Source organism: Brevibacillus nitrificans, assembly GCF_003710965.1.
Lineage (GTDB): Bacteria > Bacillota > Bacilli > Brevibacillales > Brevibacillaceae > Brevibacillus > Brevibacillus centrosporus.
The window spans coordinates 312,380-332,648 of sequence record NZ_RHHU01000017.1 but is presented as its reverse complement, the minus strand read 5'-3'; the positions used below and the strand labels follow the sequence as shown (position 1 = coordinate 332,648).

Here is a 20,269-nt window from a genome sequence, read left to right as displayed (position 1 = left end):
TCGCCCCTAGTTTCTTCTATTTATGATTAGACCGTTTTTGTTTGCAGCTGATGATAGCCGTACTTTTCCCTTGCTTCTTTTAAAGGCGTTCCTTTTAACACCTCTGCGCGAATGCCCTCTTCCTTTTCCTCGATCATCTGAGCGACAGCCAAAATCTCTGCCTCCTTTTCCTGGGGAATAACGAGAACTCCATCATCCGATCCGTACACGATGTCTCCTGGGCGCACCTGTACATCTCCGAGAGAAACTGGGACCTGAAAAGCAACCGCATCCACGCGATCCTTCCCGGTGCGCATGAACTTTCCTCGGCTAAAAATGGGGTACTTCAATTCCAGACTGCATTTCACATCACGACAAACACCGTGAATGACAGTACCTGCGATTCCGTTTATATGGGAGACGGATGTTAAAATATCGCCCCAGACGGTACAATCCAGACGCCCGGCATTGTCCAGAACGACGACCTCGCCTGCTTTGACCTCGTCGATGTAATCGCCCACCGTTCCTTTCTCCAAGGAAACAGGCAAATATTGCACCGTGTAGGCGCGCCCGACCATTTGATAGCCGTATTGCACCGGAGCAATCCCGACACACGCCCCATGAATCCCGAGCCGGTCCATGGCGTCCGATACTGCTGCGATGGAGAGCGCTTTGAATGCTTCGATGACTTTATCCACGCTGGGATTCCCCCTCTGCCACATTCATGGCTTCGTATTGCATACTCTCCATGACCTCTACGACGGACCGCCCCTTGGAAATCTCTTCCTGCATGCGTTTTTCACGTGCTGCGATAGCTTCCGCTGCAGTCAGTACTTCCTCGGCTTTTGCGGCCGGCACAAGCACGACGCCACTCCTGTCCGCGATCACCAAATCTCCCGCGCTGACACTCACACCGCCGCACTGGATTTCTTCATTAAAAGCTTCCTGCATGATTCGTCCCCGAGCCGTTACGGGAACGGCGGTGCGTGCAAAGACAGGGAACTCGTGCTCGCGGCTTTCATCGAGATCACGGCAGGCTCCATCAATGACCACACCTGCAATGCCTTTCACTTTGGCTGCGTACGTCAGGATCCCGCCCCATGTCGCTACATCGACGCGTCCGGCATTATCGATCACCAAAACGTCTCCTTGCTGTGCCGCTTCAATCGCTGGTGTGCACAAATGCTGGGTCGGGCGTACAAGTCCGACCGGTTTGATTTTAATCGTGACCGCACGTCCTACGATTCGCTCGCAGGACCACATCGGCCGAATCCCGAGTACAGCCCCTCTCAGCCCCACTTTTTCCATCGCATCTGAAACTGCGCAGGAATCGAGCTTGGAAAGTCTCTCTATCCATGTATGCTCAGCCATTCCTTTTCCCTCCGTTCCTTATTTGCCGACACCGAGCTTGAGCCCGAAGATCCGGGCAACCAGCGCGACGCCAATGGTTAAAAACAGGATGATCACACCGACTACCGATGCTGCTTCATAGCTGCCATCTCCCATGTAGCTCAGCTGCAAAACGGAGAGCGGCCGCGTTTCACTCGTAGACAGCAGAACCACGATACTGGTCGACCTCGCCGCAACCGAGAATCCGAAAATCCCGACGACGGCCATAGCTGGCGCGATCAAAGGCAGAATGATTCGGCGATAGGTATACCACCAGGACGCGCCGTGTACCCAAGACGCTTCCTCCAGTTCATTCCCGAGCTGGGTCAGATTGGACTTGAGGACCTGCGTTCCCGTCGTTACGGCTGCGAGCACAATCGCCAAAATTAATATAAAGATCGTTCCATATAAAGGCTGAAAGAGCGGAAAGCTGAGGAACAGCCACAGCATTCCCAAGCTGACGACAATTCCTGGCAGCGTGGACGGCAGCCACACCGTGAAATCCAGAAACCCTCTCGCCCTGTACTTCGTGCGAACGACGATATAGGCAATGACCGAGTACAAAAACATCGCCAATATTCCAGTGCTAAAGCAAAGGATCAGCGTGTTTGTCAGCCCTTGGATCAAATCGGGACGGCTAATGACCTGCTTCCAGTGATTAAGGGTAAATGGATCGGCGATCGTGAAAAACCCAAACAATTTCATGAATGTTCCGACTAACAATGCCGACAGTGGCAGAATCGTCATCATCAGGACCAAAAGAAGTACGACGGCAAAGATCGGCCAACGAAGCTTTCCAAGACGATAGGGAACGGATTTGAATTTTCCGCTAACCGTCGCGTACGTCCCCCGTTGACTCACCCACTGCTGGAACAGAATGAGCGGGAGCAGCAAAACGAGTACGGAAGAGCCTAATGCGGTAGCTGCCCCGTATTCAGGGGAAGACTGGCTGATCAATCGATAGATTTTCGTACTGAAAACATCAATGTGCTGCGGACTGCCCAAAATCAGCTCGACTTCGAACGCCTCCAGCGAACGAATAATGCCCATCAGCAGCACAACGAGAATAGCGGGAGCCATAATCGGTGCGACGATTCTCACGAGTGTGGCAAAATTTGTCGCTCCATGGACTCGTGAAGCTTCCTCCAACGAGCTGTCCATGTTGCGGAATGCTGGAGTCAGCATCATGACCTTGATCGCAACTGTCGTCGTCACCAGATGCACCCAGACGATGCCCCACCAGCTGAAAATATCGAATTTCAGCCAGCTGAGAAACGGAATGGCGGCGAACAAATTGTTGATCAATCCCCGATCCGGGTCTAACAGAAGGATCCAGGCCTGTGTCATCGGGAGCGTGGGAATAAAAAACGTCACCCAGAAGCCAAATTCGATCCAGTCTCTTCCCGGAAGATCTGTCCGCGCAATGAGCCACGCCAGCAAGATTCCTACGACGATTGCGATCGACTGCTGCACTGCGGTCAAACCAAGTGTATTCCCCAAGGCAGAGAGCAAGTCGGGCTCCGATAGGGCGAGTTTCCAGTTTGCCAGTCCCCACCCCGTCTCCTGTCCAAATGCCCCTTCTTTGAAGCTGTTGATGAACAAGAGCAGAACAGGATAGAGAACGACAAACACGACTCCGAGAGAAACAATCGTATAGATCAGATTCTTCCCTTGAAAATACTCTCTCCAAATCGGGCTTGGGCGCTTTTTCACCTTCTCTCGAACGGTTGGCGCTACTTCTACTCTGGCCATACACTCACCTCCCGGGTAAATCGCAGGATGATAGACTGTCCTTCATACCATTGGTAGCTCTTGGGAATCAGGAGGTGGACTCGTTCCCCACCATTCAGTTCGAGCAAGGCTTCATATTGATCGCCAATGAAAAGCAGTGTTCGAATCGATCCATAAAAGCAAAGCTCATTTTCCCCCGTGGTCCCCGCCTCTCCGCTGTCCGCTGGCAGAACCGTCACATCCTCGGATCGGGCAGCGATCAGACAGCGTTCGCCCACACGCGGTGTCCGGAAAAAGTGATTGTGTGTGCGCAGCCTGACTTCTGTCGCTCCTCCTTTGACGACCTCGAGATCGCCGTTTGGCAAGACCTCTTCGATTTTTGCTTCCAGCATGATGGTCTTCCCCAGAAAGTCACGAACAAACGGTGTCTGTGGCCGTTCGTAGATTTCCTGCGGAGTGCCTTCCTGCTCTACATTTCCTTTGTGCATCATAATGATTCGATCCGCTAGGCTCAAAGCCTCCACTTGATCATGTGTGACAAAAATGACCGTAATCCCCAGCCGTTGCTGGAGCAGCTTGACTTCGATACGCATTTGTTCGCGCAATTTGGCATCCAGATTACTGAACGGCTCATCCAAGAGGAGAATCTTCGGCTGAAAAACGAGACTGCGTGCCAGTGCCACACGTTGCTGCTGCCCTCCGCTGAGCTGGGTCGCCTTGCGTTCAGCCATCTCCCCCAATCCGACGATATCCAGGATTTTGGCAACCTGTTCCTTGATCTTGTCCTTAGAGGTTTTGCGGAGCTTAAGCGGATAGGCGACATTCTCAAAGACGGTCATATGCGGCCAAATCGCATAGGACTGGAACACCATACCCATGCCCCGTTTATCAGGTGGAACAAAAACGCCGCGCTCAGGAGAATCGAGCACTTTTCCCTGGTACATGATCTCTCCGCCATTACAGGGCTCCAGTCCAGCGATCATCCGCAGACTCGTCGTTTTCCCGCATCCACTCGGACCTAATATGGCAACGAATTCACCGTCTTTGATGTCAATCGACAAGTCCTTCACGATCTGATTATCCCCATACGATTTGCTAACGTGTTCAAACCTGAGTAGAGAGGCGGCTGTCATTGTCGATTTCCTCCAAGCATGTTTTTTCATTACATTCGGCTGTTACCGCTTACAAAATTTTTCGCTTTTATTCATTCTGAATTTGTGTAAAAAAAGACGGACTGCCAAGAGTCCGTCTTTTGCCATGATCCGTGTACAAAAGACGCGTTTCATTCCCACCAGGCAAATGCCATTCCGCATCCTGTTCCCGCTTCTGTCCGATAAGCAGGGATGTAATCGAGCAAAGTCATCTGTTTGTCCTCCAATGCCCCTGCAGCCGCAACCCAGTTTTTGATTTCGGAGGTTCCGGAGGTCATTTGGTTTTCTGGAATGGAAGCAAGCAGCGCTTCATCCTGCTTTTGCAGCCCTTCCAACGCAAGACGATCCAGGCTTTCGTCTACGACAAAGTGGCTGAGTCCGCCTGAGGCTACAATCGCTACTCGTTTATCGCTGTCCCAGGATCGGATTGCCTTTCCCAAAGCCTTCCCAAATGAATAGCAGCGGCTGGTGGTAGGCTGGTTTGGCGGAAAATACGTGTTGATCATGATGGGTACCATGGGGATGTTCAAATCCTCTTTCATCAAGCGATGCTTCGTGAAGATAAAGGAGTGACCGATTCCGCGTCCTTCCGCCTGCCGCGTCAGCTGTGCTACATCGAAGCCGTCGCGCATCATTTGCTCGACAATGTGTTTGCCAAGCGCCGGTTCTGTTTGATACGTCTCTACTTGCTCCCCGAAGTTGGACCAGCGTGCGGCTTCCAAGGAAGGATGCAGGCCTTCGTGAGGAATCACCTGCACTTGCTCGCCCCAGAAAACGGAGAAAGTCGGCATCCCATCATCCAGGAACAGCTCTCGTTGGTCGTCTCCGATGACAACGAGGATATCCGGGGAAGCTTCCAGCAGTTTTTTTTGCACCTCTGCCATTCGCACTTCCCACTGATCGTACCGCTCCTGCCATTTCTCTTCACTGACTTCCTTTTCAAGCCCTTCTGCCTTTCTCAAATCATGCAGCTCCTGATAACTGTAAACGTTCCCACGAAAATGCAGATCTTTTTTCATCTGATCGCGGTCTACATGTAAATGCCACTGGTCGGTTGGAGTACTGAGCTGGGGGCTGTGCGAGGTCGCTACTCCCAAAACGATATTCGCCACGGTTCATTCCTCCTTCTCTACGATCGTTTTAAATTGTAGACCTTGATTGCCGTTTCACTGAAAATCATCTTCTTGTCCGTTTCGCTCAGCCATTCGATGCTTTCAATTACAGGCTTGGTATTATCCATGTACATCCCGGTGTTTGGATTGATGGCAGAACCTGTCCCAGGATTCTCTGTCCCAAACATGCAGCGATCGACGCCAACCGTTTTGAACAGCAGCTCCAGCGAATCCTTCGTGTACAGGCAGGTGTCAAAATACAGCTTGCGGATGCTCTCTTCAAACGGCTCGGCGCCCGTGCGATAGCGGCCTGCCATGAAACGTCCGATCTGATACGGCACAGCGCCGCCAGCATGGGAAATGACAATTTTTAATGTTGGGAAAACTTCGAACACTTTTGAGTTAAGCAGAGAAATCACGGCGATCGTTTCTTCGTTGATAAAGTGCAGGCTGTAGCTCTCGCGATGGGACTGGCAGCTTGCCGAGTGGATCAGGATGGGAACATCCAGCTCTACCGCTTTCTCGTAAATCGGATACCAGTACTCATCGCCAAGTCCTGGCGGCGGTGTTCCTACACCTTCGTTTGGATCCGGATTCAGCATAACGCCTACGAAGCCTAGCTCCTTGATGCAGCGCTCCATTTCAGGGATCGCGTTTTTCGGACTCACTTCCGCATTTTGCGGCAGCCCGGCAATCCCCAGAAAGCGGTTCGGGAACAGCTTGCAGACCCGCGCAATCAGATTGTTCGCTTCCTCTGTGTACCAATGGACGATCTTTTCCGGCTTGGCAGAGTGCATCGCGTGAAACGGCCGGGGTGAAACGAACTGCATATCCGTGCCGACTTCATTCAGCAGCTCGATATGGGTCTTTTTCTCTCCCTGTCGGCTGCCCCATACCGCGTTCATCAGCTTTTCATCGCTGACGTTCACTTTGCCTCTTCCATGTGCGCCTCTGCTCGCCAAAAGAGAGGCCTGATAGGCATAAAGCTCTGGTGGAGCAACCACGTGCCCGTGAATATCGATAATCATGTTCTCCTTACCTCCTACGCTCTTTATAGTTTAAAGCTACCGGATAAAGGAAGAACCGTCCAATTGCTAGTTTAGATATAGCCATCGAGGTTATCGATATTTCGGTCAAGCGTTGGCAAAAAGCATCTTGCAGGGAAGCTGCAGATCATTCACCGTAGCTTCTACGGTTTCCTTGATCACCTGCAGCAGATGCGGTTCCACCTCATTGTGCTGGCAGGCCAAGTAGGTGACGAAGGATCGAACCGGCTGCACAAGAGGCACCTCCGTCAATTCCTGACTCTTCAGGTCATCGCGGACGACGAGGCGAGGAAAGAACGTGATCATGTCGGTCTTTTTCAGCATTTCTTTGATCCCTGGTATGCTGTTGATTTCCACCATCCCATCCTTCTTCACCAGGTTGTTTTCTAAAATATGGGACATGTGTTTGGAAATGGATGTTTTTTGACCCATAAACAAAATTTGGTAAGGCTGCAGTTCAGAAAAGGAAACCGCCCCCCGTGCTGTCAGGGGATGATCGGGTCGGGTGACCAAAACAAAATCATCTTCGTAGAGCGGAATCATGGTGACTGGATTTTCCTCGTTGTAGACCATCGGATCGGTACTGTCATTGATAAAGGCCATGTGAATCTGGGAATCCATCACCATTTTATACATCTCTTCGGAGTAGCCTGTGTTCCTCAGCACCTGAATACTGATTTCAGGTACACGGGTATGCAGGGCTGTCAAAATATGCGGCAAAAAAATGGCAGCAAATGGATTGGCCGCACTGAATGTCAATCTTCGCGACAGGTCAGACTTTTGCTCTTGAATTTTTTTGATCCCCTTTTGCATGGCTTGGATGCTTTGCAAGGCATATGGCAGCATCGTCTCACCGTATTTGCTCAGGCGAATCGACTTGCCCAGTCGAATGAACAACGGCACACCCAGCTCCTGCTCCAGCTTTTGAATACGGGCGCTCATCGTCGACTGCGTGATGTGAAGATTGTCCGCTGCCTTGGAAAAGTTGAGAAGCTTCGCAACCTCGACAAACGATGCCAACTGTTGATATTCCAAACCCGATCCCATCTCCTTTTTCATGAAACCCCCATGAAAGTTTCCTATTTTTCTAAATAGTCTCTTTATTTATAAAGTATCTATTTTCCTATTGTCAATATTTCTACGATATCTACTGTGCGTATCGTGAAAATACGCGAAGACCCCGCACCTGCTGGTACCGGGTCTTGCGTATGCAGCTTGCTCGTCTATCGGGAATGAAGGGTGATTCCGTGGAAATTGACAAACTCCATGAGCCCGGCGCTCGCCTTTTCCCAGCCCATACCGCTTTGCTTGATTCCGCCAAAAGGGACGTATTTTTGCCCTAAGGATGAATGAACCCGTCCATTGATTCCTGTCATCCCTGCCTCCACCTGACGGGCGACGCGCAATCCTCGCTCTTCGTCTGAAGTCCAGACAGAAGAACCCAAGCCGTATTCCGTATCGTTCGCCAGTTGAATGACCTCTTCCTCCGTGTCGTAGGCAACAAGCGGGATGATCGGACCGAATTGCTCCGTGACGACGACCTCTTGTTGCGGATCTGCATGGAGTACGACAGTTGGATGCAGGTAATACCCATTCTCCCAATTTTCCGGTTCCAGCTTCGTTCCTAATTCCAGTACCGTCGCTTTGCTTTCCTTTGCCCGCGCGATCAGGTCTTTCACAAACTGGTACTGTCCGCGGTTGTTGACTGGGCCAAAAGTAGCCTGCTCGTTCAGGCCGTGGCCGATCTTGAAGGCATCAACCGTTTTCACGAACAGATCACTCGCATCCTGATACAGCTTTTTCGGGATGTACACGCGCTTGGTCGCAACGCAGACCTGTCCCGAGCGGACAAAGCTGCCCTGGGCGATCTGGGGAATGACCTTTTCCAGATTGACGTCATCCAGAAGAATAGCCGGATCATTTCCTCCCAGCTCGAAATGCACGCGCTTGAGCGATTCTGCGGCCGACTTCATGACAGCCGTTGCCGTTTTTCCTCCGCCGGTGAGTGTAATCTTGCGGACAAGCGGATGAGTCGTCAAGGCTACGCCGACATCTGCCTCCCCGTGGACGATATTGATGACACCAGGCGGGAACAAGGCGGCCATCTTTTTCAAGGCAATCGTTACGGCGAGACAGGAAAAAGGAGATGGCTTGATGACAATCGTGTTGCCTGTCACGAGGATCGGTGCCAGCTTGTTCATCGTGATGGTCATCGGTACGTTCCACGGCGTCAGTGCCGCAATGACCCCCAAAGGTCGTTTCTCTACGCTGACAAAGGTCTGCGCATCCCGCATCTGCTCCGGCTCAAAAAAGGCTTCCGCAAGCTCTACAGTCGTGCGAATCGCCTCCGCAGCAGCCGGTATCTCCATCCGGTAATTGGACAGAATCATCCCGGATTCTCTCGTGAGCAGCGGTGCGAGGACAGGTGCTTCCTTCTCCAGTAAATCGGCTGCTTTCAGCAAGAGAGCGGCTCGCTCCTGCAGGCTGACATTTCGCCAGGACAAATACGCCTGATGAGCGGCGCGTACCGCTTTGTCCACCAGCTCTGCATTTCCTTGGGCCACTGTGCCGACTACTTCTGTCAATTTTCCCGGATCACGCACTTCCGCATACTTGTCCGTCGCTACGTCTTCCTGATTGATGAACAATTCGACTCTGTAGGTTGACATGTCTTACTCCCCTCACGAAACTAGCGGTTGATAGCGAATGAAAATTCTGATTTTATTTCCTGATGACCTTGATTATACTCGTAACTCTCTTCACGCTGTACCTCGAATTTTTCCATAATCGGCATGTCACTTACGGAGAACAGGTACGCATCTTCAGCGGACGTGACCACATGCTCATGCAGGGCCCAGTTTGGAATCACGAGAAAGTCCCCTTTTGTCCAGTGGAACTGTACACCGTCAATGACGGAGTAGCCAGAGCCTTTGTGCACCTGATAAATGGTAGAGCTCGTATGACGATGCGCTTTGGAGCGGAAGCCTGCCGGCAGCAGCTGCATCCAAGCGGCGATCGTTGGGTTTGCTGTCTTGCCTGTCGATGGATTGATATATTCCACTGCATAGCCATCAAACGGATCGGGTTCAAACTGGCGCAGACTCTCTAGCGAACGCTGGGTTTGCTCCCATTTGAAGGAGCCGAGCGGTGCTGTTTTCGGGACGCGGTCCGCGATTGGGCGCACCATCCCTCCTGCGTAACGCTTGGAAGAGTAGTCATCCGGCAGAGACGGCTGCTCGAGCTGTTCCGGATGGTTTTCAAAGAACGTACCGCCTATGGCGTACATCGTCGGAATGTCCAGACAATCCATCCAGATCATCGGTCCCTCGCCCACATGGCCGTGACCATGCCACAGACCTTTCGGCGTCGTCATGAAGTCGCCTTCGTCCATAAAGATGCGCTCGCCCTGTACAATCGAATAGGCGCCTTTTCCTTCCATAATAAAACGCAGCGCACTTTGCGTATGGCGATGGGAGGGAGCTTGTTCCCCCGGCAAAATCAGCTGAACGGCCGCATACATCGTCTGAGTCGTCGAGCCCCAGCCCCACGGCTCCCGATACGTTAATCCCGGATTTTGGAAATAGATCGCACGCCGCTCTCCCCCACGCTCGGGGGTAAAGATCTCTTGCGCCTCCATCAGCACCTTTTGCAAGGTTTCCCATTTCCAAATGTACGGTATCGCTTGCGGTTTCGGCTCCTTATTCATGAGGACTGGGATTGCATTCCACAAAGGCCCCAGATGATGCTGCTGTAGCACACGGTTAAAGTCCTGCACTTCCTTGCTTTGAAAAAAATCGTTATGCTCCGCCACCTTTTTCCTCTCCTTTCATGAAAGAAAACTGCTGCTAGTCTCGCTGGTTCCAAATCCGTTGAATCTGCTTGTTATGCGTATCGAGATGCTCCACGACGAAGTGGTCCATGATAAACGTCAAAGGCTTGGTGCCAAACTTGGGATTTCGCGAAGCCGCTTCGATTTCCAGGTCTTTTGCTTCGATAGATTGAAACAGCTGACGTGCCGTCCACTTGATATCTGCTACTTTTTCCAGCAGGAAGGCGGTGGACAGGTCTTTGGCACGGGCAACGGCAGCCAATCGGCTTGCATCCTGAAGCGTGCGGCCCCACTCGCTGCTACGTCCAGCTGCTACGTTTTGTACCTCCTGCAGCCAGTAAGGTATCGCCTCCTCTACATGACTTAGCACTTCCTGAACAGACCAGGAGTCCTCGGAGGGCTTCCAGCGCATTTCCTCCTCCGAGCGCCCCGATGCCAGCGCAATCATTTCCTCTAGTTTTTGATCGATCTGCTCCTGATAGGAAACGAAAATGGAATTCATAGAGAGCTTACCCTCCTACCCGTTTCACTTTGTTTTCCAGCGAGCCGATCCGATCGATCTCGATCTTCACCACGTCGCCATCCTTTAGATAGGTGGCAGGCTTCATCGCATCGCCTACTCCCCCAGGTGTTCCCGTCAGAATCACGTCTCCCGGCTCCAGTGTCATCAGGCCAGAGAGATACTCGACCAGAAAAGGAACCGAGAAAACGAGATTTTCTGTGTTGGAGCGCTGGCGAACCTCTCCGTTTACCGTGAGGACAACCTCCAGTCCAGCTGGATTCCCAAGCTCATCGGCGCTGACCATCCAGGGTCCCATCGGCGCGGTCCCTTCCACGGTTTTTCCTTGCAGCCATTGGATGGTCCTACGCTGGATGTCCCGGTACGTAACGTCATTCACGATGGTATAGCCTGCCACGTAATCCAACGCTTCCGCTTGCGAAACGTTTCGTGCGCGCTTTCCGATGACAAAGGCAAATTCTGCCTCGTAGTCGAGCTGCTCGGAAATCGGATAAAACGGGATATCATCCTGCGGACCGATGACGGTATTGCTGAATTTGGCGAAAACGACGGGATACTCCGGGATCTCTCGCTTCATCTCCAGGATATGCTCCCGATAATTGTGACCCACGCAGATCATTTTTCCGGGGTTTTGCACGGGCGCTTCCAGCTTGACGTCTGACAGGGGGTATACCAGTCTCTTGCCGAAAGCAGCGCCTTTCTCCTTCGCAAATGCCACCGCTTCCTTTGCCAATGCCAGACTTTCCTGCCCTCCTTGTAAAAAGCCAATCATCTCGGGAGGTACAAATGCTGCTGCAATCTGCTTGGCTCGCAGCTTTCCTGCCGCTTCGAGATAGCTCTCGTACGCCAGATTCAAATCGATGACCTGCTCCTCTTCTATGGCTCCCAGTCGAACATGTCCCTCATAACGAAAATGAACGAATCGCATAACGGTCTCCTTCTTGATCGGATGATGTATGGTTTGGTACTCGATTGTCCTTGTCAAAGTAAAACTCGACCCATCTCAGTTTGACTTGCTTTCCGTTTGCAATATCGGAGCAACCGAGCAGCTGAACATCCAGCTCCTGTGCCCCTCCCTGCTCCTGCTTCTTCAAATGGCAAATGCCATCGTACCAGCGTTCCTCGATCTTGGCCTGAATTTTGTAGACACCTTGCTTTGGCAGCAAATAGCCCGCTTCCACGAGGATCTTGGCTTTGCGGTAGCTGAGCTGGATGCGTGGCGGGGTTGCCCGAATCGTTCCCCAGGTTTCGTAATAGTCGCCCAGAAAGTCAGGAATCAGGGCTACATGTCCTGCCGACAGCAAATTTCGAATCACAGTGGAGCTGATTTTTTGATTGCTGTACTCCAACTTTTCAACAACGGTAACCGTGAACTGTCCATTACTGGCTCTCTGAAGCAGATCCATATTGCCCTCTCCTTTGTAACCATAGGTGAAGTCGAAACCTGCTACCACATGCTTCCCCTGCAATCCCACAATGTACAAATCTACGAAAGCCTTCGGGGTCAGGCAGGAAAATTCCGGAGTGAACTCAACGATAAACAGTTTGTCTACGCCCATTTCCACGAAAGCCGCTTGCTTTACAGGCAGTGGAGATAAGTAAGGGAATGGCGCAGTGCTCGCTTGCAGGACCTCTTTTGGATGCGGAAAAAATGTCAGCACAGCCAGCTTCATCTGTTTTTGCAGTGCGATGGCTTTTGCCGTTTGCAGGATTCGTCGATGACCGAGATGGACGCCGTCAAAAAATCCAAGTGCCATCACGAGAGAATCAGATTGAATCGGCAAAGGCTGATTCCGTCTATGCTCCAAATAGACGATCTCCATACTTGATCACTTCCCTTACTTGTCTTCCTGTCGCAAAGGCTACTGCTTGCTATCGGTAGCAACAGTGTCCGGCCTATTCCCGATTCCTTGCTCACGTACGCTCGCAATCATGCCTGAGCGCAGCAGCCAGCTGCGTGCACGCACTGGATCATTTGCCATTTCCGCGTACTCCTGCTGCATCTTGACTCGTTTTTCCGGATCTTTCTCGGTCAGCACACTCGTGTTCTTTTCGGTAATCTGCTTGACGTACTCGATCGCAACTTTGCGGCGGACCTGCGAGTACATCGCAAGCTCGGCTTCGGGATCTGTCTGACCTTGGATGATTCGAACCATGCGTCTTCCCAAATCAACCGCATCGTGAATCCCGCTGTTGAGACCCAAGCCCCCCATCGGACTGTTGATGTGCGCCGCGTCTCCCAGAAGAACGGCACGGCCCTGGTAAAACTGATCCGCTACCCGCTGGTGCACGCGGTAGATCATCCGCTCCACGATCGGGAACTGGTCTGTCGTTTGCAGGGCTCGCTGCAAGCTGCCCTGAATTCTCTGATCGCTCAAGGCCTCTTCGTCTGATACAGAAGGGGGAATCGGATAGAGCAAGCGCCAAGCCTCGGGCACCTTCAGAATAAACAAGAATTCCTGCGGATCACTAATGTAGTTGACGTAGCTGATATCAGGCAGATAGTTGCTAAAAGGCACTGGTGTACCGACCAGGAGGAAGCGCTCCTCCAATGTATAGCCCTCAAACGGCATTCCCATCAGCTTGCGGATCGTACTCCGAGCGCCATCCGCTCCTAGCAGGTACGGTGTTCGCAAGGTTTTGATGCCTTCTGCTGTCTGGACGGTGACCGTCACGCCCTCTTCATCCTGCTGCATCCCGGTTACTTCTGTTCCGTAGCGCAGTTCTGCCAGCTCGGATTTTTGCAGGCGTTCATTTAGCAGCTTTACATAGGTGGATTGGGGAAGCTGCAAGCGAAACGGATATTTCGTTTCCTCTTTTAACAGCCCAAAGTCAAACTCCGCATACAATCCAGTGGTGCGGTCCCGATACTGGACCTTGTCTGCCACGATCCCGAGCTTCAGTAGCTCTTTTGCGAGCCCCGTGGATTCTAGCAGTTCAAGGGTACCCGCGTGGAAAGTCGATGCTCTCCATTCCTTGCTGGGTTGCGTGCTTTTTTCCAAAACCACCACGGGAATGCCTTGCTGGGTCAAAATTTCTGCCAGCGTCAACCCGACTGGACCTGCGCCAGAAATAATAATCGGTTGCTGCTCTGCCACGAATGATCACTCCTACCTTGGAATCTATACTGTAAAAGTAGTTTAAATATTGACAATAGTCCAATTGCAAGTTTGGATATACCCATCGAGCATTTCGATACACATTCCCCTATGGAAAGAAAGAGCCATACAGGGACGAAAAGGAGGCAATAAGGTCCGCACACAAATGCTGCGCTGCTTGACCCTATTGCCTTTCACCCGTACAACTATTGTCCGGATTTCCACTCGATGTATTTGGTCATGACTGTTATCGCGTGCTCGATCGCACTCTCATTCGGATTTAGTTTGGCGTGGTGAAGCCCGTATGGCGTATCCACTCCCAGCCAAAACAAAAAGCCTGGTATTTCTCGCAAAAAGAAGCCGAAATCTTCTCCGCCCATCGTCCGTCCACTCTCGCTCACCGAAGCCAGCCCCTCTGACTTCACCCACTCCATGAACTCTTCTGTGAGCGCCTCGTCGTTGTGGACAGAGCAATAACCTGGCCGCAATTCCAGCTGGGCTTGGCAGTCAAAGCTCGTCTCCACCCCCTGAACAATGGAGCGAATACGGCCTGTTACCTTTTCCATCGTGGCATCGGAGAATGTACGGATCGTCCCTGTCAGTGACGCTTTATCCGCTATGATGTTGGAGCGCACTCCGCTCTCCAGCTTCCCGATGGAAATGACAGCAGCGTCCTGTGGATCTACATTTCTCGCTACAACCGAATGAAGCTGCATGATCAGATGAGCGCTCGCCATGATCATGTCATTTGCTTGATGCGGCATCGCTCCATGTCCACCCAACCCTTGCAGCTCGATTCGCAGCACAGAGGATTGGGCAAACATCGCACCGGGTCTCACCGCGATGGTCCCCACTGGATACTCGGGTGCGATATGCAGGGCAAAAATCAGATCGGGACGCCACTTGGCAAATTCCTCGCTCGCAAGCATCGGCTTCGCTCCGCCGGGCCCCTCCTCTGCGGGCTGAAAGATCACCAGCAGATCATCCGCCATCGGGTGCTTCACGAAATGCGTCAAAATCCCTAGTGCAATCGCCGTATGCATATCGTGCCCGCAAGCGTGCATGAAGCCAGGATGTGTAGAGCGATAAGACAAGCCGGTTTCCTCCTCAATGGGCAGCCCATCGATATCAGCCCGGTAACCGATGACTTTAGCCGGGTTGGTTCCCTTTACTTTGACGAGGACACCTGTACGCCAGGTTTGGACTTCGACCCGCCCCCCAGAGGCGGAAAGCGTTTGCAAATAGTCGAGGATCAATGCCTGTGTCTTCCATTCCTGAAAACCCGGCTCAGGAATTCGATGCAGCCTCTGCCGAAGCTCTACAAAGGATTGCATGCCATTTCCCTCCTAGAGGCCCCAAGCTTATTGACTCTTGAGCGCCTTTTTGCCCAACTCGATCATGTGAGCGCGGTTTCCCAGCGGCTCTGGTTCAAACGAGGAGTTTTGATAGTCGATCTTGTCCCAGGAGCGGATATCTTCATAGGGCGATCTTGGGGCATCGGAACGACGGCTGATGAACTCTTTTACGTAGTTGACGTAATGCGTCTGACCTTCCTTGCTCAGGAACCAGTTCATGAAGACCTTCGCTGCGTTGGGATGAGGCGGATTTTTTACGATGGCCGTCGTAAACGACAAGAGATACGGACTCTTTTCAGGCTGGAGCTTGGTGACCTTGCTTACGACCCCTTGGTTGCGGTAGTCGCGCAAAATTTCGTTGTTGATACCAATGCCAATCGGATATTTTCCAGTAGCAAATTGTTCCGTAGCAAGACGGCTTTCCGGATTGACAGCCATCTTTTGCTGATCTACCAGTTTATCCACAAAATCCTTCCCGATCGCAAAGGACATGGCATTTAGCATCTCCATCGTAGACGATACGTAGGAGAAATCACCCGCAATGATCTTTCCGCTCCATTTTGGGTCGAGCAAATCCTCCAGACTCTTAATCTCGCCCTCTGGGATCATGTCATTGTTAATGTACACGTACGGGTAAGCGATGGCGGAAAAGGCGAATTGTCCCTTGTAATCTCCTTGCGCCATCTTGTACCCGGCTTCATACCCGTAATTCCAGTTCTTGTCGTCTTTTACGTCCGGCAAAATGATATTGTCCTGGATATTCTCTGACGGTACTGCCGCGTTTTCCAAGGTAATATCGACGAGGAACTTGTTTTGCTGCTGCTCCGCCAGGATTTTGGTCGTCATCTGTGTCGGGTTCATCCCCGAATATTTGACCTTAATGCCCGGGAACGCTTTCTCAAACTCTTCCATCACACCCTCTCGATTGGTAGGAAGACCGAACACAACCACTTCTCCCTCTTGCTTTGCTGCTTCTACCGTTTTCTCCCACTCGATCTGCCAGGCTTCTTTCTTTGTGTCTGCGCTGGCCCCCGTCCCTGCTGCCGCTTCTGTTTTCGGCGCTTCCGCTGCTGGCTGTGCTTGGTTTGACCCGGAGCCACAAGCCGCAAGCCCTGTCGCCATGACGCAGGATATTGCCAAACTGACTACCTTCCCTGTAAATGTCCGTCTCACCATCGACCTTTCTCCCCTTTTTTCTTGATAGTGCCTGCCACTTTTAGCAGCCCTTCGCTTTATCAATCACGTTCACCAAAGGCTCGCCCTGGATGAATCGTCGAAGGTTGTCACAAAACAGCGTGGAAATCCGATCCATGTTTTTCGGTGAGGCAAACGAGTTGTGGGGAGTAATGTACAGGTTCTCGATTGCCCAAAAAGGATGGTCTGCAGGCAGCGGCTCCTGCAAAAAGACATCTAGGAAAGCTCCCGCTATTCGCTTTTCGAGCAAGGCGCTGCGAATGGCGTCCTCGCCGACTGTGTCTCCCCTGCCAATATTGATGAACAGGGACGTCGGCTTCATCTTCGCGAACGTCTCGTCGTTGAAAAATCCTTTGTTCTCAGGTGTGGCGGGAAGGCAGTTTACCACAAAATCGGACGCAGAGAGCAGCTCCGCTAAATGCTCCGGAGTGACCAGCCGATCGACGGGCTCAGCTGGATCGAAAATGGTGCTTCGGCGGCAAGCGATCACATTCATCCCCAATGCTTTTGCCCGTTGAGCGATTTCTTTGCCAATCGCGCCGTAGCCGACAATGCCGAGCGTGCTCCCGAAAACCTCTATCACGGGGACACGCTTCCATACTTTTTGCTCCTGCTGCCGGGCGAAGTGATGGAAGCCTTTGCTCCACGAGAATATCGCTGCGATGGTATACTCAGCGATGGCTGCGGAGTTGCATCCACGCGAATTGGTGATGATGACAGGGCTATTGCGAATGTCCTCCGTTAAGAGATTGTCGACCCCTACACTGAACGAGTGGATCCACGTAAGCTTTTTGGCATCCTGCAGATAGGAAAAATGATCAAGCGTACCATTGCCAAAGATGACATCTACATCCTCCAGCACTTCTCGTGGAACATCCTCATTCAGCAGCGAGTAGGAAACCTGGTCAGCCAGCTCGCGAATTTGATCGACATAGCGATCAGGGATGGTAGGTCCGGTAGGGTTTCTACCCGTTCGTATCAAAACATGACAGCGGCTTCTCATTGAATCCCCTCAACTTTCCTGAAGGTTCAGACTAATATCCGCAAGTGCAGACAGGAGAGCCTGATTTTGCTGCTTCGTGCCAATCGTGATCCTCGCATGCGTCGGCAGCTTCCAGGAGCCACATGGCCGAATGAGGATGCCGCGCTTCATGAGAGCTTGATAGATGGGAGCCGTATCCTGTTTCATATCGATAAACAAGAAGTTTGCATGAGAGGGAGTCACTTCGTAGCCGAGTGCTTGCAAGGCGTAACTCATCTCTGTCATCTGCTCCCGATTTTCGCGTAGCGTCTGACTCACGAATTCATGGTCGTCCAGTGCTGCAAGTGCTCCGGCCACTGCTAAACGATTGACGGCAAAATGCTCTCTTACCGCTCCGAGCGGCTGCATGAAAGCTTTTGGACCAATGGCATATCCGATGCGCAGTCCTGCAAGACCGTACAGCTTGGAAAAGGTACGAATGGTGATGAGCGAGATGTTTTCTTTGAGGTAGTCGATTCCGTTTTTGTAATGGGGCTGCTGGATGAATTCGATATACGCTTCGTCCAGTACGACGATGACGTGCTTAGGAACGCGTGCCAGGAAGGATTCCAGCTGCCTCTCTTGCAAAATGGTTCCGGTAGGATTGTTTGGATTGCAGACAAAGATCATTTTCGTTTGCTCGGTGATCGCAGCCAAAATCGCTTCCAGATCGTAGCTGTGTGCGTGGGTCGGAATCTCTACGGGGACTCCTTCGTGCAAAAGAACCGTGGAGCGATACGTAGGAAAGGTTGGCGTGCAGTAAATCACTTCATCACCGGGGTTGATGTACGCCGCTCCAATGAGCTTGATCACATGATCCGCACCGTTGGCGACAACAATCTGGTCGGCTTCGATGCCGTATTCCTGTGCCAATCTGACTCGCAGCTCCTTGCATGAGCCCTCTGGATAGAGCTGGCTGTCTACCAAGGCCTTTTGCATGGCTTGGACGGCTTTAGGTGAAGTGCCGAAGGGGTTCTCGTTTGATGCCAGTCGAATGATTGTTGGCAGACCTAGCTCTTCCTTCACTTCCTCAATCGGCTTACCTGGAACATAAGGACTTAACTTAGCTACGCTGTTGCGCCATAACTCCTGAGACATCATCAGTTCCTCCTTTTCTCTCCTGCCGCTTTAATCGAGAGCGGGCTCCAGCTTAGAAAGGCGATTCCAGATTGTGTAGAAGCTGTTGTGTCCGACCGCTTCCCGTCCAATTTGATTGCGCGTGATTTCCGCTTGCTCATGCGGAATCGGCTGGATCGTCCCAGCAGCGGCTGCGAGCATCTGGATTTGGCATGCTTCCTCCATTTGGATGAACCACCAAACTGCTGACTCGACGCTGTGGCCAACGGTCATGATGCCGTGATTTTTCAAGATGATTGCTTTTTTCTCTCCCAGGGCTGCTGCGATTCGTTTCCCTTCCGAATTGTCTTTGACCACTCCTCGAAAATCGTTGAACAGCGCGTGGTCTTCGTAAAAAGCGCAATCGTTTTGCGTGGACGCCTGAAGCAGCTTTCCGAGAGTCGACCAGGCCATACCGTATCGGCTGTGCGAGTGTGCAGCTGCAACGACATCCGGCCGCGCTTCGTGTACCTCGTTATGAATCGCAAACGCTGCGATATTGATTCGATCATGCTTTCCTTCCACGATCTCGTTTTTGTTGTTCACGAGGACGAGGTCAGAGACGGTGATGTCGCTAAAATGAACACCCAGCGGATTTACCCAGAAGCAATCCTTATACTGGGGGTCGCGTGCGCTAATGTGGCCGGCATTGCCATTGCTAAAACCGAAGCGCCCAAAAATCCGAAATCCGGCTGTCAGCATCTCCTTTCGATACTGCCGCTCTTCCTGAACATTTGAAAACGTGCGCTGTGTTACGAATACATTGGTTTTTTCCACAGAGATCCCTCCGAGTCCATGTAGTGAAAAGCAAATGACAGCAAAATGTTTAGCGTCCCAATATTCAGTCTTTTATGAGCCCGCAACCACCTTTCGTTAGAATGGCCTAGTTGACTTCAAAATTGTAATACATTTTTGTTGTTCATGATTGTATAACATCTTGGTGAGATTATAACTTGCAAAACTTTCCACTGTCAACATAGGGAAATGAATATTTTAAATTTTCAAATTTCGACATTTTCCCGCAAAAAAAAGAGCAGCGAAAGCGTACTTCGCTACTCTCTCTTCCCTATGCCATTAAAACAACAGGGTATAGTTTTTCTCGATGATCGAGCGGATATTGTACATTTCTGTACGAATGGCTCTCTCCGCTTCTTCTGCTAGTCCATTTTTCAGTGCCTGGTAAATATTTTGCATTCCTCTTATGGATTCGTCCTTGCGTCCAGGAAGTAGCAAGGTTCGGAAATGGTAGCGCCACAGTGGAGTGCGTACCGCTTGCACCATGGAAACCGCCGTTTGATTTTTTGCTGATTCATAAATGAGATCGTAAAAGCGATTGGTCAGCATGACGAGCTCCTCAACCTGGTTGTGCTCTCGATCCGCTTCCATGCCTTGCATGATCTCAGCCAATTCTAGCAGCTGCGATTCCTGTATGTTCTGAGCGGCGCTTTTTGCGATTAAACCGTCTAGCACTTCTATGATTTCCAAATGCGCGATGACTTCGTCTAGTGTGAACGACTTGACCATTGCCCCCCGATTATCCTCGATGACCACGAGATGATCCTGCTGCAGCTTCATAAGAGCTTTTTTCACCGTATTGCGATTGACGCCAACGCTTTCTGCCAGCTGTGTTTCAATCAACTTCTGCATGGGCTTGTAAGTCCCGTCCAAAATCTTTTGCTTCACAAACTGATAGGTTGCTTCGGTTTGATTTTTCAAAAGCTACAACTC

General features: G+C 51.6%; 19 protein-coding genes. All 19 read right to left on the bottom strand.

From position 1 onward, the window contains the following. Positions 1-26: 26 nt before the first annotated feature. On the bottom strand, positions 27-677 hold the full coding sequence (locus EDM59_RS24780; protein ID WP_246011229.1) for an RraA family protein: 651 nt from the start codon (positions 675-677) through the stop codon (positions 27-29). Then, complete coding sequence (locus tag EDM59_RS24775) at positions 670-1,350, bottom strand: RraA family protein (RefSeq protein WP_122926056.1); 681 nt, start codon at positions 1,348-1,350, stop codon at positions 670-672. The genes EDM59_RS24780 and EDM59_RS24775 overlap by 8 nt, the downstream gene beginning before the upstream one ends. Positions 1,351-1,368: 18 nt before the next feature. Continuing rightward, on the bottom strand, positions 1,369-3,120 hold the full coding sequence (locus tag EDM59_RS24770; RefSeq protein ID WP_122926055.1) for an ABC transporter permease: 1,752 nt from the start codon (positions 3,118-3,120) through the stop codon (positions 1,369-1,371). Then, the gene (locus tag EDM59_RS24765; protein ID WP_183193034.1) at positions 3,108-4,232 is read right to left on the bottom strand and encodes an ABC transporter ATP-binding protein; all 1,125 of its coding nucleotides are present in this window, start codon (positions 4,230-4,232) and stop codon (positions 3,108-3,110) included. The genes EDM59_RS24770 and EDM59_RS24765 overlap by 13 nt, the downstream gene beginning before the upstream one ends. A 149-nt stretch (positions 4,233-4,381) precedes the next feature. Further along, on the bottom strand, positions 4,382-5,362 hold the full coding sequence (locus EDM59_RS24760; RefSeq protein WP_122926053.1) for a DODA-type extradiol aromatic ring-opening family dioxygenase: 981 nt from the start codon (positions 5,360-5,362) through the stop codon (positions 4,382-4,384). Between the two features lie 17 nt (positions 5,363-5,379). Further along, the gene (locus EDM59_RS24755; RefSeq protein ID WP_122926052.1) at positions 5,380-6,390 is read right to left on the bottom strand and encodes an amidohydrolase family protein; all 1,011 of its coding nucleotides are present in this window, start codon (positions 6,388-6,390) and stop codon (positions 5,380-5,382) included. 105 nt (positions 6,391-6,495) lie between these two features. Then, on the bottom strand, positions 6,496-7,467 hold the full coding sequence (locus EDM59_RS24750) for a LysR family transcriptional regulator (RefSeq protein ID WP_122926051.1): 972 nt from the start codon (positions 7,465-7,467) through the stop codon (positions 6,496-6,498). Between the two features lie 164 nt (positions 7,468-7,631). After that, positions 7,632-9,077 carry an aldehyde dehydrogenase family protein gene (locus tag EDM59_RS24745; protein ID WP_122926050.1) on the bottom strand — a complete coding sequence of 482 codons (1,446 nt, stop codon included), beginning with the start codon at positions 9,075-9,077 and terminating at the stop codon, positions 7,632-7,634. 20 nt (positions 9,078-9,097) lie between these two features. Further along, on the bottom strand, positions 9,098-10,219 hold the full coding sequence (locus EDM59_RS24740; protein ID WP_122926049.1) for a cupin domain-containing protein: 1,122 nt from the start codon (positions 10,217-10,219) through the stop codon (positions 9,098-9,100). 34 nt (positions 10,220-10,253) lie between these two features. After that, positions 10,254-10,739: a DinB family protein gene (locus EDM59_RS24735; RefSeq protein WP_122926048.1), complete on the bottom strand. Its 486-nt coding sequence runs from the start codon at positions 10,737-10,739 to the stop codon at positions 10,254-10,256. 7 nt (positions 10,740-10,746) lie between these two features. Beyond that, complete coding sequence (locus EDM59_RS24730) at positions 10,747-11,685, bottom strand: fumarylacetoacetate hydrolase family protein (protein ID WP_122926047.1); 939 nt, start codon at positions 11,683-11,685, stop codon at positions 10,747-10,749. Beyond that, positions 11,660-12,580, bottom strand: coding sequence for a riboflavin kinase (locus EDM59_RS24725; RefSeq protein WP_122926046.1), 921 nt, complete (start codon positions 12,578-12,580; stop codon positions 11,660-11,662). Before EDM59_RS24725 ends, EDM59_RS24730 begins: the two co-directional genes overlap by 26 nt. Before the next feature lie 39 nt (positions 12,581-12,619). Beyond that, positions 12,620-13,855 (bottom strand): FAD-dependent oxidoreductase, encoded by a 1,236-nt coding sequence (locus EDM59_RS24720; protein ID WP_122926045.1) that lies wholly within the window; start codon positions 13,853-13,855, stop codon positions 12,620-12,622. A gap of 206 nt (positions 13,856-14,061) precedes the next feature. Continuing rightward, positions 14,062-15,189, bottom strand: a complete 1,128-nt coding sequence (locus tag EDM59_RS24715; RefSeq protein ID WP_122926044.1) for an N-acetyldiaminopimelate deacetylase — start codon at positions 15,187-15,189, stop codon at positions 14,062-14,064. Between the two features lie 27 nt (positions 15,190-15,216). Then, positions 15,217-16,386, bottom strand: coding sequence for an ABC transporter substrate-binding protein (locus tag EDM59_RS24710; protein WP_122926043.1), 1,170 nt, complete (start codon positions 16,384-16,386; stop codon positions 15,217-15,219). Between the two features lie 40 nt (positions 16,387-16,426). Beyond that, positions 16,427-17,407, bottom strand: a complete 981-nt coding sequence (locus EDM59_RS24705; protein WP_122926042.1) for a D-2-hydroxyacid dehydrogenase — start codon at positions 17,405-17,407, stop codon at positions 16,427-16,429. Between the two features lie 9 nt (positions 17,408-17,416). Continuing rightward, entirely contained in the window at positions 17,417-18,523 is a 1,107-nt protein-coding gene (gene hisC / locus EDM59_RS24700; RefSeq protein WP_122926041.1) for a histidinol-phosphate transaminase, read from the bottom strand. 30 nt (positions 18,524-18,553) lie between these two features. Next, positions 18,554-19,318: a class II aldolase/adducin family protein gene (locus EDM59_RS24695; protein ID WP_221176067.1), complete on the bottom strand. Its 765-nt coding sequence runs from the start codon at positions 19,316-19,318 to the stop codon at positions 18,554-18,556. Positions 19,319-19,615: 297 nt separating this feature from the next. After that, positions 19,616-20,257, bottom strand: a complete 642-nt coding sequence (locus EDM59_RS24690; RefSeq protein WP_122926039.1) for a GntR family transcriptional regulator — start codon at positions 20,255-20,257, stop codon at positions 19,616-19,618. Positions 20,258-20,269 lie beyond the last annotated feature (12 nt).